This is a genomic window from Nonomuraea sp. NPDC049129 (genome assembly GCF_040648495.1).
Lineage (GTDB): Bacteria > Actinomycetota > Actinomycetes > Streptosporangiales > Streptosporangiaceae > Nonomuraea.
In genome coordinates, this window is sequence record NZ_JBEZDU010000014.1 from 1 (window position 1) to 13,368 (window position 13,368).

At 67.2% G+C, this 13,368-nt stretch carries 12 protein-coding genes; 3 read left to right on the forward strand and 9 right to left on the reverse strand.

Features of this window, described 5'->3' with window-relative positions; genetic code table 11:
• Nucleotides 1-343: 343 nt before the first annotated feature.
• The 6 genes from AB0B64_RS36070 to AB0B64_RS36095 all read right to left on the reverse strand — a co-directional run bounded on the left by AB0B64_RS36070 (nucleotide 344) and on the right by AB0B64_RS36095 (nucleotide 8,311).
• The gene (locus tag AB0B64_RS36070) at nucleotides 344-2,908 is read right to left on the reverse strand and encodes a valine--tRNA ligase (RefSeq protein ID WP_358183087.1); all 2,565 of its coding nucleotides are present in this window, start codon (nucleotides 2,906-2,908) and stop codon (nucleotides 344-346) included.
• 82 nt (nucleotides 2,909-2,990) lie between these two features.
• Nucleotides 2,991-4,274: an ATP-dependent Clp protease ATP-binding subunit ClpX gene (gene clpX / locus AB0B64_RS36075; RefSeq protein WP_225292608.1), complete on the reverse strand. Its 1,284-nt coding sequence runs from the start codon at nucleotides 4,272-4,274 to the stop codon at nucleotides 2,991-2,993.
• A gap of 174 nt (nucleotides 4,275-4,448) precedes the next feature.
• Nucleotides 4,449-5,072, reverse strand: coding sequence for an ATP-dependent Clp protease proteolytic subunit (locus AB0B64_RS36080; RefSeq protein ID WP_214637437.1), 624 nt, complete (start codon nucleotides 5,070-5,072; stop codon nucleotides 4,449-4,451).
• Nucleotides 5,073-5,082: 10 nt separating this feature from the next.
• Entirely contained in the window at nucleotides 5,083-5,715 is a 633-nt protein-coding gene (locus tag AB0B64_RS36085; RefSeq protein WP_357953434.1) for an ATP-dependent Clp protease proteolytic subunit, read from the reverse strand.
• A gap of 174 nt (nucleotides 5,716-5,889) precedes the next feature.
• Nucleotides 5,890-7,275 (reverse strand): trigger factor, encoded by a 1,386-nt coding sequence (gene tig, locus AB0B64_RS36090; protein WP_358183090.1) that lies wholly within the window; start codon nucleotides 7,273-7,275, stop codon nucleotides 5,890-5,892.
• A 169-nt stretch (nucleotides 7,276-7,444) separates the two neighbouring features.
• Nucleotides 7,445-8,311, reverse strand: coding sequence for a helix-turn-helix transcriptional regulator (locus AB0B64_RS36095; protein WP_225292604.1), 867 nt, complete (start codon nucleotides 8,309-8,311; stop codon nucleotides 7,445-7,447).
• A 248-nt stretch (nucleotides 8,312-8,559) separates the two neighbouring features.
• Here AB0B64_RS36095 and AB0B64_RS36100 point away from each other — a divergent pair, with 248 nt between their 5' ends.
• Together AB0B64_RS36100 and AB0B64_RS36105 are read left to right on the forward strand one after the other, a co-directional pair.
• Nucleotides 8,560-9,021, forward strand: a complete 462-nt coding sequence (locus tag AB0B64_RS36100) for an ATP-binding protein (RefSeq protein ID WP_358183093.1) — start codon at nucleotides 8,560-8,562, stop codon at nucleotides 9,019-9,021.
• Nucleotides 9,022-9,167: 146 nt separating this feature from the next.
• Nucleotides 9,168-10,001, forward strand: coding sequence for a M48 family metalloprotease (locus AB0B64_RS36105; RefSeq protein ID WP_357953440.1), 834 nt, complete (start codon nucleotides 9,168-9,170; stop codon nucleotides 9,999-10,001).
• A gap of 6 nt (nucleotides 10,002-10,007) precedes the next feature.
• Here the strand turns inward: AB0B64_RS36105 and AB0B64_RS36110 are convergent, their stop codons facing one another.
• The 3 genes from AB0B64_RS36110 to AB0B64_RS36120 are packed head-to-tail and all read right to left on the reverse strand — an operon-like array spanning nucleotide 10,008 to nucleotide 12,645.
• A complete protein-coding gene (locus AB0B64_RS36110; RefSeq protein ID WP_358183096.1) occupies nucleotides 10,008-11,378 on the reverse strand; it encodes a M1 family metallopeptidase in 1,371 nt (456 codons plus the stop codon).
• 41 nt (nucleotides 11,379-11,419) lie between these two features.
• Nucleotides 11,420-12,160 carry a hypothetical protein gene (locus AB0B64_RS36115; RefSeq protein WP_358183099.1) on the reverse strand — a complete coding sequence of 247 codons (741 nt, stop codon included), beginning with the start codon at nucleotides 12,158-12,160 and terminating at the stop codon, nucleotides 11,420-11,422.
• Complete coding sequence (locus tag AB0B64_RS36120) at nucleotides 12,157-12,645, reverse strand: SigE family RNA polymerase sigma factor (RefSeq protein WP_357953446.1); 489 nt, start codon at nucleotides 12,643-12,645, stop codon at nucleotides 12,157-12,159. The genes AB0B64_RS36115 and AB0B64_RS36120 overlap by 4 nt, the downstream gene beginning before the upstream one ends.
• 103 nt (nucleotides 12,646-12,748) lie before the next feature.
• On the opposite strand from AB0B64_RS36120, the gene AB0B64_RS36125 reads away from it, so the two are divergent.
• Nucleotides 12,749-13,348 (forward strand): hypothetical protein, encoded by a 600-nt coding sequence (locus tag AB0B64_RS36125; protein ID WP_357953447.1) that lies wholly within the window; start codon nucleotides 12,749-12,751, stop codon nucleotides 13,346-13,348.
• The last annotated feature ends 20 nt before the right edge of the window (nucleotides 13,349-13,368 follow it).

The following is a 13,368-nucleotide window of genomic DNA, read 5'->3' on the forward strand; positions in this document are numbered from 1 at the left end:
TGACGGGGTTGTGCATCATGCACTGGCTTTTAACACACTGTTGAGTTCTCAAGAAACGGACGCGTACTCCCCAACCTGCGAGAGGCGCACATTTCCTCTTGCCCAGTTTATCAGATCCGCGCGATCCTTGTCAAATCGGCCAATCCGGTACGTTCCGGGCAACCCTGCTAACTTACCTGAAGTTCTGACTTATGTCCAATCACATGTGGACACAGCCTGAAGTTCGGGAGAGATCACTGGGTTTTGCCGGGCTAACTTGCCCCGCGTTGAAGACTCTAGCAGTCCTGGTGCGGGAGAAGACCCAACTTCGGTAACGAATAGGTCTTCCCCCGGTGTGTCTCGCTCAAACACCCAAGCCGGCGAGCTGCGCCTCGAGCCGCACGATGTCGGCCGCCGACTGCTCGGCACGCCCTCTGACCTTGGCGACGACATCTTCGGGCGCCTTGGCCATGAACTGCTCGTTGCCGAGCTTGGCCGCGACCTGAGCCGCCTCCTTGCGCGCGACCGCCAGATCCTTCTCCAGCCGCTTGCGTTCGGCCGCCACGTCGATGGCGCCGGCGGTGTCGATCTCCACGGTCACCCCGCCCACAGTGAAGCGGGCAGTGGCGGAAAAGGCGTCAGACGGCTCCGTGAGCCGCAGGAGTGAGCGGATGGCCCCTTCCTGCCCCGCGAGAGCCGTGCCGGTCAGTCCGAGCCGCGCGGCCACCTTCTGACCGGGCTTCAGCCCCTGATCCGAACGGAACCTGCGCACCTCCGTCACCAGCTCCTGCAGAGCGACGATCTCCGCCTCGGCCGCCGGATCGGTCCGGGCGGCATCGACCTGCGGCCATGCTGCCACGGCGACCGACTCGCCGCCCGTGACGGCTCGCCACAGCTCCTCGGTCACGAACGGCACCAGCGGGTGCATCAGCCGCAGCAGTGTGTCGAGCACGTGACCCAGCACGAGCCGCGTGTGCTCCAGCCCCTCACCGAGTTGGATCTTGGCCAGCTCCAGGTACCAGTCGCAGACCTCGTCCCACGCGAAGTGGTAGAGCAGGTCGGACGCCTTGGCGAACTCGAACTCCTCGAAGGCCGCGTCGGCCGTGGAGATCACGCTCTGGAGCCGGGACAGGATCCACCGGTCGGCCGCCGTCAGGTCCAGGCCGTCGAGGGAGCCGGTGGTCGCGCCGTTCATCAGCGCGAAGCGGGTGGCGTTCCAGATCTTGTTGCAGAAGTTACGCGAGCCGCCCGCCCACTCCTCGCTCACCGCGACGTCGGCGCCGGGGTTGGCGCCGCGCAGCAGCGTGAAGCGCGTGGCGTCGGCGCCGAAGCGCTCGATCCAGTCGAGCGGGTCGACCACGTTGCCGAACGACTTGGACATCTTCTTGCCGTATTGGTCGCGAACCATGCCGTGCAGCGCCACCACGCGGAAAGGCGGCTCGCCGTCCATGGCGTACAGGCCGAACATCATCATGCGCGCGACCCAGAAGAACAGGATGTCGTAGCCGGTGACCAGCACGGAGGTCGGGTAGAAGCGCGCGAGCTCCGGTGTCGCGTCCGGCCAGCCGAGCGTGGAGAACGGCCACAGGCCCGAGGAGAACCAGGTGTCGAGCACGTCGGCGTCCTGGACGTAGCCGGCGGGCGGATCCTGGTCGGGGCCCACGCACACGACCTCGCCGGCCGGGCCGTACCAGACCGGGATGCGATGCCCCCACCACAGCTGGCGCGAGATGCACCAGTCGTGCATGTCGTCCACCCAGTCGAAGTAGCGCTTGGCCAGCTCGGGCGGGTGGATGCGGGTGCGCCCGTCGCGCACCGCGTCGCCGGCGGCCTTGGCCAGCGGCGAGACGTTGACGAACCACTGCAGCGACAGCCTCGGCTCGACCACCGTCTTGCAGCGCGAGCAGTGGCCGACCGAGTGGACGTAGGGGCGCTTCTCGGCGACGATCCTGCCCTCGGCGCGCAGCGCGGCGACCACGGCGGGTCGCGCCTCGAACCGGTCGAGCCCCTCGAACGGTCCGTGCGCGGTGATCACGCCGCGCTCGTCCATGATGGTCAGCGACGGCAGCGAATGCCGCCGACCGATCTCGAAGTCGTTGGGGTCGTGGGCCGGCGTCACCTTGACCGCGCCGGTGCCGAAGGCCGGATCGACGTGCTCGTCGGCGACCACGGGGATCTGTCGGCCGGTGAGCGGCACCTCGACGAGCGTGCCGATCAGATGGGCATAGCGCTCGTCGGAGGGGTGCACGGCCACGGCGGTGTCGCCGAGCATGGTCTCCGCGCGGGTGGTCGCCACCACGATCTCGTCGGAGTAGCGGATGGAGACGAGCTCGCCGTCGTCCTCGCTGTGTTCGACCTCGATGTCGGACAGCGCGGTGAGGCAGCGGGGGCACCAGTTGATGATGCGTTCGGCCCGGTAGATCAGGCCGTCGTCGAAGAGCCGCTTGAAGATGGTCTGGACGGCCCGCGAGAGGCCGGTGTCCATGGTGAAGCGTTCGCGCTCCCAGTCGACACCGTCGCCGAGCTTGCGCATCTGGCCGAGGATCCGGCCGCCGGACTCCTCCTTCCACTGCCAGACACGCTCCACGAACGCCTCACGCCCGAGGTCGTGGCGCGACAGGCCCTCCTTGGCCAGCTCGCGCTCGACGACGTTCTGGGTGGCGATGCCGGCGTGGTCCATGCCGGGCAGCCACAGCGTCTCGCGGCCCTGCATGCGGGCCCTGCGGGTGAGCGCGTCCTGGATGGAGTGGTCGAGCGCGTGCCCGATGTGCAGGACGCCGGTCACGTTGGGCGGGGGGAGGACGATGCTGTACGGCTCGCGCGGGCTGCCCGGGTCTGCGTGGAAATAGCCTTCGGATACCCAGCGCTCGTAGCTCCGGGTCTCGACGTCGGCCGGGGTGTACTGGGTGGGCAGCTCTGGCGTTGTCACAGTGACCAATTCTAGGGAGGTGGTGGAAAGCGAAACGCCCCAGGGAGTTTGTCTCCGCGGGGCGCTTGCCGTAAGGGAAGGATCAGGCGGACTTTTCCCGCGGCGTGCGCTGCTGTTTCGCGGCGAGCTGGTCGCGGGGTACGAGCGTCGGGATGGCGTGTTCGAGCACCGACTCGCGGGTGATGACCACGCGGGCCACGTCCTGGCGCGACGGCACCTCGTACATCACCGACTGGAGCACCTCTTCGAGGATGGCGCGCAGGCCGCGCGCGCCGGTGCCGCGCAGGATCGCCTGGTCGGCGATGGCCTCGAGCGCGCCGTCGGTGAACTCCAGCTCCACGCCGTCGAGCTCGAGCAGCTTGCGGTATTGCTTGACCAGCGCGTTGCGCGGCTCGGTGAGGATCTGGATGAGCGCCTCGCGGTCGAGGTTGTGCACCGAGGTGATGACCGGCAGACGGCCGACGAACTCGGGGATCATGCCGAACTTCAACAGGTCCTCGGGCATCACGTCGGAGAAGATGTCGGCCATGTCGACTTCTTCCTTCGACCGGATGATGGCGTTGAAGCCGATGCCCTTCTTGCCGATGCGCGACTCGATGATCTTTTCCAGACCGGCGAAGGCACCGCCGCAGATGAACAGCACGTTCGTCGTGTCGATCTGGATGAACTCCTGGTGGGGGTGCTTACGCCCGCCCTGCGGCGGCACGCTCGCGGTCGTGCCCTCCAGGATCTTGAGCAGCGCCTGCTGGACGCCCTCACCGGAGACGTCGCGGGTGATCGACGGGTTTTCGCTCTTGCGAGCGATCTTGTCGACCTCGTCGATGTAGATGATGCCGGTCTCGGCCTTCTTGACGTCGTAGTCGGCGGCCTGGATCAGCTTGAGCAGGATGTTCTCGACGTCCTCGCCGACGTAGCCCGCCTCGGTGAGCGCGGTGGCGTCGGCGATGGCGAAGGGCACGTTGAGCATCTTCGCCAGCGTCTGCGCGAGCAGCGTCTTGCCCGAGCCCGTGGGGCCGAGCAGCAGGATGTTGCTCTTGGCCAGCTCTAGACCGTCGTCTCTACCTCGGTCGCCGGACTGCACCCGCTTGTAGTGGTTGTAGACCGCCACCGAGAGCGCCTTCTTCGCCTTGTCCTGACCGATGACGTAGGCGTCGAGGAACTCGTAGATCTCCCTCGGCTTGGGCAGGTTGTCCCACTTGAGCTCAGAGGACTCCGAGAGCTCCTCTTCGATGATCTCGTTGCAGAGATCGATGCACTCATCGCAGATGTAGACGCCTGGACCGGCAATGAGCTTCTTGACTTGCTTCTGGCTCTTCCCGCAGAAAGAGCACTTCAGCAGGTCTCCCCCGTCGCCGATGCGTGCCACCCCAGATACTCCTTTGCGTGGGACCGCCCTGCTCCCGCGATCCGTATCCTCCGGACCGGGTCCGAACCGCTCAGGTTTCGACGTTACCGTCTTCTGGGCCCTCAGTGAGCCCCCTGGCGGCGAGTCGCACCGGAACGTGCCCTATTGGGCAGCGCTCCGGTGCGTCACATCTCATCAGGAAGCGACGGCCTGAGCTCGTTTCTTCCGCGACGGGATGATGTCGTCGATCAGACCATACGCCTTTGCCTCGTCCGCGTTGAGAATTTTGTCGCGTTCGATGTCCTTTCGGACTTCCGCAGGGCGCTTTCCGGAGTGCTTCGCCACGATCTCCTCCAGGAGGGAGCGCATGCGAAGGATCTCGCGGGCCTGGATCTCGATGTCGCTTCCCTGGCCGCCGCCCTCGGTGGACGGCTGGTGGATGAGCACCCTGGCGTTGGGAAGCGCGAACCGCTTGCCGGGAGTCCCGCCGGCCAGCAGCACGGCCGCGGCGGAGGCGGCCTGCCCCAGGCAGACGGTCTGGATCTCCGGCCGGACGAACTGCATCGTGTCGTAAATCGCCGTCATGGCGGTGAAGGAGCCACCCGGCGAGTTGATGTAGATGCTGATGTCACGGTCGGGATCGAGCGACTCCAGCGTCAGCAGCTGAGCCATCACGTCGTTGGCCGACGCGTCGTCGATCTGCACTCCGAGGAAGATGATGCGGTCCTCGAAGAGCTTGTTGTACGGATTCATCTCCTTCACGCCATAGGACGTGCGTTCGACGAAGGAGGGGAGAACGTACCGGCTTTCGATGTTCACTTCAACTCCCCTAGGAGACGGCGCCTTGCGAGGGCACCTGCCTCGCGCTGCGCACGACGTGGTCGATGAAGCCGTAGTCCTTGGCCTCTTCGGCCGTGAACCAGCGGTCTCGATCGGAGTCGGACTCGATCTGGTCGAGCGACTGGCCCGTGTGGTGCGCGATCCGCTCGGCCAGAGTCTTCTTCACATAGAGCATCTGCTCCGCCTGGATGGCGATGTCCGCGGCGGTGCCGCCGATGCCACCGGACGGCTGGTGCATCATGATGCGCGCGTGGGGCAGCGCGTAGCGCTTGCCTCTCGCGCCCGCCGACAGCAGGAACTGCCCCATGGAGGCGGCCAGCCCCATGGCGACCGTGGCCACGTCGTTGGGCACATATTCCATCATGTCGTAGATGGCCATGCCGGCGGTCACCGACCCGCCAGGCGAGTTGATGTAGAGCCAGATGTCACGGTCGGGATCGTCGGCCGCGAGCAGCAACAGCTCGGCACAGATGCGGTTGGCGATCTCGTCGTTGACCTCCTGCCCCAGCACGATGATGCGCTCGCGCAGCAGGCGCTGGTAAAGCTGGTCCTCAAGCCGGAAGGACGAGCCGTTCTCACGGCCTCGCGACTCAGGCTGATAGAAGGTCGGCGGGCTGGTCACAGCGTCACCTTCCGATGCGTCGTAATCGATTGGCTTTGCTTGTGACCCTAACGCGCGGGGCACACAGCTCATGCCCGGTCTGCCTACTGTTCGCTGACGGCGCAGGTAAGGCCGCCCAGAGCAGCGCGAAGCCCCCGAACCGTCCGGATCGGGGGCTTGGTGCCGTTTCTGGGGCTAGGCGTCGGCCTTCTCCTCGGCCGCCGGCTCGTCGGCCGGCTCCTCGGTGGGCTCCTCGCCGTTGATCTCGGTGTAGATGGCCTTGAGGTCGACCTCGTTGCCGTCGGTGTCGACCACCTTGGCGGCGTCGCCGATGACGGACTTGGCCTTGTCACGGACGATCTCGACCATCGCCAGCGTCAGCTGGTCGTTGTCGGCCAGGTGCTGGGCCAGCTGGTTGGGCTGGACGCCCATCTCCATGGCGCGGCGGACGACGAAGTTGGTCAGCTCCTGCTCGGAGACGCCCAGGTCCTCGCTCTTGACGATCTTGTCGAGGACGAACCCGACCTTGATGGCCTTGGCGGAGCTGCTGTCGAACTCGGCGAAGCGCTCCTCCTCGGTCGTCTGGTAGAGGCGGAAGAAGGCGTCGCGGCTGAGCCCGCTCTCGGCGATCTGGTGCTCGAGGTTGTGCTTGCGGGCGTCGACCTCGGCCTTGAGCGCGCTGTCGGGGATCGGCATCTCGATCTTGTCGAGCAGCGAGTCGAGGGCCTTCTCGCGGGCCTGGACGACCTGGTCGACCAGCTTGTTGCGGCGGGCCTGCTCGCGGATGCTGTCCTTCAGCTCGGCGAGCGTGTCGAACTCGCTGGCCAGCTGGGCGAACTCGTCGTCCAGCTCGGGCAGGACCTTCTCCTTGACCGTCTTGACGTTGATGATGACGTCGGCTTCCTCACCGGCGTTCTCACCGCCGACCAGCTCGGTCTTGAAGGTCTTCTCGTCGCCCGCGGACATGCCCGCGAGGGCGTCGTCGAGACCCTGCAGCACGGAGCCGGCGCCGACCTCGTAGGAGACCTCGTTGGCCTGCTGCTCCTCGATGTTGGCACCGTCGATCTCGGCGCGCAGGTCCATGACGACGAAGTCGCCGGCGGCGGCCGCGCGCTCGACGCCGGTCAGCGTGGCGAAGCGCTGGCGCAGCGCGTCGAGCTGGGCGTCGATGTCCGCGTCGGCGACCTCGGCGGAGTCGACCGTGACCTCGGTGCCCGCGTAGTCGGGGACCTCGAAGGCGGGCCGGACGTCGACTTCGGCGGTGAACTCGACCTGCTCGCCATCCTCGATCTTGGTGATCTCGATGTCGGGCTGGCTGACCGGGAAGAGGTCGACCTCGTCGACGGCCTGACCGTACAGCTTGGGCACCGCGTCGTTGAGGGTCTCCTCCAGCACCACCGCGCGGCCGAAGCGCTGCTCGATGATGCGGGCCGGAACCTTGCCAGGGCGGAACCCGGGGACGCGCACCTGCTGCGCGACCTTCTTGTACGCCGCATCCAGGCTCGGGCGCAGCTCTTCGAACGGCACCTCGACAGTGAGCTTCACCCTGGTCGGGCTGAGCTCCTCGACAGCGGTCTTCACGGGGTGGTCTCCTTGATCAAGCTTCGAGTGATCGCGGGCGCGTCCAGATTTGGTACGGCTCACGCGCCGCGCCCACATGAGCGGCGCTGGGCATGCTCCGCCTTGGCGGGATCCAAGCGCCGTTCGCCAGTCTAGGGTAGATGCGTACCCAACAACGACGTGACGACCCTCAGAACTCCTCGGCGATCACCCGCAGGAGCTCGATGGTCTCGTCCGGCGTCGTGCTGACGGCGCAGAGCCGCTCCATCACCTCGGTGTAGCGGTCGACGTCCTCGCGTTTGTCCAGGTAGAGGGCGCTGGCGAGTTGCTCGACGTACACCACGTCCGGCAGGTCGTGGTCGGGGAAGCGCAGGACGCTGAACGCGCCGCCCTCGGCGCTGTGGCCCCCGAAGCTGAACGGCATGACCTGGATGGTGATGTTGGGCTGGCGCATCAGGTCGATGAGGTGTTCGAGCTGGGCCCGCATCACCTCGGCGCCGCCGATGGGGCGGCGCAGCGCGGCCTCGTCGATGACCGCCCAGAAGACCGGGCCGTCGGGCCGGTCGAACATGCGCTGGCGTTCGAGCCGGAGGTCCACCCTGCGGGCGATCTCCTCCGCGCCGATGCCTGCCGAGCCGGCCGTGACGACCGCCCGGGCGTATTCCTTGGTCTGTAACAACCCCGGCACGAACTGGACCTCGTAGGTCCTGATCCTGGCCGCGGCCTCTTCGAGCCCGACGTAGGCCTGGAACCACGTGGGCAGGATGTCGTTGAACCGGTGCCACCATCCGGGCTCGTTCGCCGTGGCCACCAGGTCGAGTACGGCTGCGCGCGCCTGGGTGTCCACCACCCCGTAAAGGGTCAGCAAATCAGCCACGTCGCGCTCCTTGAAGCCGACGCGTCCCAGCTCCATGCGGCTGATCTTGGATTCGGAGCCCCTGATGAGGTGGCCTGCCTCCTCGCGGGTGACGCCCTTCCCCTCCCTGAGCCTGCGCAGCTGGGAGCCCAGGAGGATGCGCAGCGCCGTAGGGCCGGAACCCGGCTGGTTCTGCGTCACTCTGCCTCCTATCAAGGTCCGCACACACAGTGACACCACATTGCCGGGTATGACAAGGTCTCAACCTGGTGTCCGATTCGGATACCCCTACCCGTAGCCGCTCATGCTGCTGCACATTGCACATGCACGTGCATTTGGGTCTTGCAGCGGCCGGGGATCGTGATCCATGATGGCCTAGTGCATATTGGGCCAAACATGCACGAACCCAGGAACAATCGGGAGGTATCGGCGGGATGGTGGAGGACCCTTTGGCCACTGCCGATTGCCTGCAGATCACCCGTGAAGTGGGGTTCGACAGCCTGTTGAGCTCGGGCAAGCCGTACACGACCTCGTGTCCGCTGCCCTTCCAGGCCGACTCCGTGAAGACCGCCAGGGACGTGACCCGTTCCACGTTACGCGGCTGGGGCCTGCCAGAGTTGGGCGACGACGCCGCCCTGGTCGTGTCCGAGCTGGTGACGAACGCGGTCAGGTACGCGATGTACGCGCGTGGCCGGCAAGAGATCCAGCTGCTGCTGATGCGGGTCGTCCCCCACGTGCTGCTGGCCGTGGCCGACCCGAGCGACAAGATTCCCACGCCCAAGGAGCCCGACTTCATCTCCGAGAACGGGCGTGGCCTTTACATCGTCGAGACCTACAGCCAATGCTGGGGCTGGGACCCGCTGGCTCGTGGCGGCAAAGCCGTGTGGGCCCTCTTCCGTACTGACTCCTGATTTATTACTCTTTCTTGGAGTGAAGGGGAGTACCTCCGAACACGCCTGATCGTCATGACGGCCCGCGCGGCCCGGTCAGGTGGGCCCTGTGTGGCGAGGGAGACCTTCCGGCCCATCGTCGTCGGCTGGAGGTTCCGAAGGTGCGCATGCTCATCCCCATGGCCCTGCTCGCGGCCATCTACTCGGCCGTTCTGGCCGGTCTGGTGCTGCTCGGGATTCCGGTCGTGTACGTCGCCCTCGGGGCGGCCCTCATTCTGCTCGTGCAGTGGTGGTACACCGAGGTACTGGCGCGGCGCATGACCCGGGCCCGGTACGTCACGGCCGAGCAGGAGCCCGAGCTGCACGCCGTACTCGATCGGCTCTGTGCGCTGAGCGACGTGGCCAAGCCGCGGCTGGCGATCAGCCCCTCCCCCGCTCCGAACGCCTACACGGTCGGCCGCTCGCGGCGCAGCGCGACGATCATCGTCACCGAAGGGCTGCGCGCCCGTCTGGAGGCCGACGAGCTGACGGCGGTGCTCGCCCACGAGATCGCGCACATCCAGCACCGTGACGTGGCGGTGATGACGCTGGCGAGCTCGTTCGCGATCGCGCTGGCGGCGTTCGCCAAGGGCACAGGGCGGGCGGCGGTGGAGGCTCCGGGGTTGTTCTTCGAGGAGTTCCCCTTCGGGCTGTTCGTCGGGCTGGCGATCCTGACGGGCGGGGCCGCCGCGGGGCTGGCCAGTTACCTCGCGCACCTGCCGCTGCGCTGGCTCAGCCGCTCCAGGGAGCTGGCCGCCGACCGCGCCGCCGCCGACCTGCTCGGCCAGCCGGGGCTGCTCGCCTCGGCGCTGCTCAAGGTGCACGCGGAGGACGGCATCCCGCTGACCGACCTGCGGCGCGGGGTGCCGGCGTTGGGGCTGGTGGCCTGCCGTACGAAGAAGGGCTCCCTGATGGCCACGCACCCGCACGTGCATGTACGGGTGCGGCGGCTCATGGGGTAGTCCCTCTTACTGGGCGGTCGGTGTGGTCGGCGAGTCGAGCCAGTCGTCGACCAGGGCGGTGAAGTCGTCGCCCGTCCGTTCGTTCAGCCACTTCACGAACGACGCCCGGTCCTGCGTGGTCCCCTTGTGCTCCTGCACCCAGGCACGCAGGGTCGCGAAGAACCGCTCGTCCCCGAGCCGCTTGCGGATCTCGTGCAGCATCACCGCGGGACCGTAGTACACGTTGCTCGCCCCGAACGCGCTCGCCTGGTAATGCCCGGGCGGCCCGAACTGGTTGCGCAGCCTCCCGTCGAGCGCCCGGGCGTCGCGGAGGTAGCTCTCCAGCTTCGAGCCGCCGTGGTCGGCGTACCACGCCCACTCGAAGTACATCGCGAAGCCCTCGTTCAGCCAGACGTCACGCCAGGTCCGGGGCGTGACCGCGTCGCCGAACCACTGGTGCGCCATCTCGTGCGCCACCACATTGGCGGTGAGGAACTCGGGGGCCAGCGTCACCATCTGCTGGGTCTCCATCCCGGAGTCGCTGGTGACGACCACCCCCGCGCTGTTGAAGGGGTAGGGACCGAGCCGCTTCTCCAGCCAGCGCAGGATCGCCGGCGTCTGCCGTACGACGGGGAGGTACTCCTTCCGGTCACCCCGGCGGAGCCAGTACGTGATCGGGATCCCGCGCGGCCCCTTGGCGTCGAAGCGCTGGTAGCGATCGACGGCGAGCAGCGTGACGTAACTGGCCACCGACTCGGTCGACCGCCAGAGGTAGGTGTTCCCCTTACGGCCTTCGAAGCGTCCGTGCGCCACCGCGGCCCACCCGCGCGGCACTGTGACCGCCACGTCGTAGCGGGCTTCGTCGGACGGGTGGTCGTTCACGGGGAACCAGGTGAAGGCCCCGTACGGCTCCTGCAGCGCCCACGCCGACCCGTCGGCGGCCGAGCGCAAGCCGAGCTTGCTCGTGTCCGACCGGTACTGCCCCGTGCGTACAGGCTTGGGAACACCGTGATAGCGGACGGACACCTCGATCCGCTTGTCCGCCGCCATCGCCAGTGGAATGACCAGGTGGTCACCCGGGTGCCGGGCCTTGACCGTCTTCCCGGCGACCGTCACCCCGTCCACGCGCAACGCGCGGCCGAAGTCGAGCGAGATCTTGTCTATCTTCTTGACGGCTCTGACGGTGAGCCGGGCCGTACCGGTGAGCAGGCGCTTGGACGGCTTCCAGTCCAGCTTCAGCCCGTAGTGGAGAACGTCGATCGCGGGGTTGCCGTAGGCGGGGTAGACCGGGTCCGCCACCGGCTCCGAGAGCCCCTTGTCGGGTGCGCCCGGCACGGCTACCGCCGCGGTGAGTAAGAGGGAAATGATCGAATGCACCGCGCCACGGTAGTACGTCATGCTTTATGGCGATATAGAACTCCTGGTAAGCGTCATTTCCCTCAGCTCTTGTCGTAGACCCCGGCGGACCACGTTCCGGGCCTGGCTCCCAGGTCGGCGGCCAATTCCAGGGCGACGTCGTACCTGATCAGCTCCTGGGCCGCGTACCTGCCGTTGCAGGTCCCCTTCCGCTTGTCGGGCACGGCGCAGCCGTCCAGTGACGCCTGCCCGATGAGCTCGGTGGGAGGGAAGACCCATACGCGGATGGACTGGCTCCCGTTCAACCATCCGGAGGGGAGCGACCGCCGGTTGTAGGTGTGCCGGGCCGTGCCGCCCTGGCACCGGCTGACCTGTCCCGCGCGGCTGCCCCTGACGGCCGTGACCACCCACGACCGCGGGTTCGCACAGATGACGGCCACGGTGGTGGCGTGGCTGGTCGGCTTGATCTGGAGGTCATGTCCGGTCGCGGACATCGAGTTCATCACAGCCGCGACCCTGGTCAGGCCGTCCAGAGTGGCCGGCGGATCGGGCACGCGCGCCGGTAGCGCGGAGGCCGCGCTCGACGGGCCGGCCGACACGACGAACTGGGCCGCCGGTACGGGCGCCGGGGCCGTCACCGCCCCCGGCAGCACCCACACCACGGCGGTCGCGGCGGCCCCCGCCAGCACCGCGCCCACGCTCCACCGGGCGAACCGGCCGCGCCTGCCTCTCCGTACGATCTCGGCCACGTCCATGTCCCCTCCGGGTCCGTACGTCGTACGTTCGACGAGCAGCTCGCGCAGGTCGTCTTCGGTATGGTTCATTGCTCCACCTCCATCAGCTGGATCGTCGGATGCACCCGCAGCCGCGTCAGCGCCCGCCCGAGCTGGGTCTTCACCGTGCCCAGAGAGCAGCCGAGCACGTCGGCGCACTGCGGCAGCGTCAGGTCCTCGAAGTAGTGCAGGACGATGACCGCCCGCTGACGGTCCGACAGCCCTCTGATCGCCGTCCAGAGCGCGTCCTTCTCACTGAGCTCGCGGGCGAAGTCGCCGCGGGCGCTCGTGTCGGGGAGCGACTCCGTGGGCACCTCGCCGCGCCATCGTCTGCGCCACCAGGAGGCGTGCGTGTTGGTCAGGATGCGGTAGACGTACGGGTCGGGGTCGCCCTTGATGCGGCGCCACGCCTGCCATGCCCTGGCCAGGGTGGTCTGCACCAGGTCATCGGCTGTACTCCAGTCGCCGGTGAGCACGTAGGCGATCCGGCGCAGCCGGCCCGACCGAGCTGTCACATACTCCGCGAATCCATCCATCACCGGTCATTACTCTCTGGGGGCCTGAACCGGATGACAGCCGCGACACGGATTCCGACATTTCGTTGCCGTCCATGCGCGGGATGACTGGATACTGGCGGTCATGGTCATCGTCGACGTCGTCTTGGAAACCTACGACGCGGTGGACTTCACGGCCTGGCCGATCGCAGAGCCGTCGAGTGACCGTCTGCTCGCTCTCTCCGGCCAGATGTCCCCCGCCGAAGTCGGAACGGCCATGGCCGTCATCTTCAGCTACAACCACATCCCAGTCGTCCACGCCGCCGGCATGACCGACGCCCACCTGGAACAGCATCTTGCCGAAAGGCAAGTTCTCATCGCTCCGGGTGGGCTGCGTTTCCGCGACACCACCACGAATGTCAACGTCTCGCCCGGGTGCTGCTTCGGCTTGGAGAACTGGCGCGACTGGTGGAGCGTAGTCCACGGGCAAGAGACCTGGCTCGGCCACGACCCCACGCCACAGGTCACCCACAATGGCCAGATTCTCCAACTCCGGCAAGACGATCAGGGCGTCCCCATCGAGATCACTCGCAGCGAGCTCTCAGACCTGCTCGCCACGGCACAACAGCGACTCACCGGATTCCTCGACCTCGCCCAGCGATGGGCCACCGCCGCCGCCCCAGGGTTGGCTGACCGGCTCATCTCTGCCCTCGACGAACATTTGTCGATCACTGTGGCGGAGTAGGACTGCGGACGGCATGGCGC

Excerpts from the sequence above, each read along its gene's own strand:
- AB0B64_RS36120 (WP_357953446.1), bottom strand. The coding sequence starts at position 12,645 with ATGGATGGATTCGCGGAGTATGTGACAGCTCGGTCGGGCCGGCTGCGC.
- AB0B64_RS36115 (WP_358183099.1), bottom strand. The coding sequence starts at position 12,160 with ATGAACCATACCGAAGACGACCTGCGCGAGCTGCTCGTCGAACGTACG.
- AB0B64_RS36110 (WP_358183096.1), bottom strand. The coding sequence starts at position 11,378 with ATGACGTACTACCGTGGCGCGGTGCATTCGATCATTTCCCTCTTACTC.
- AB0B64_RS36105 (WP_357953440.1), top strand. The coding sequence starts at position 9,168 with ATGCTCATCCCCATGGCCCTGCTCGCGGCCATCTACTCGGCCGTTCTG.
- AB0B64_RS36125 (WP_357953447.1), top strand. The coding sequence starts at position 12,749 with ATGGTCATCGTCGACGTCGTCTTGGAAACCTACGACGCGGTGGACTTC.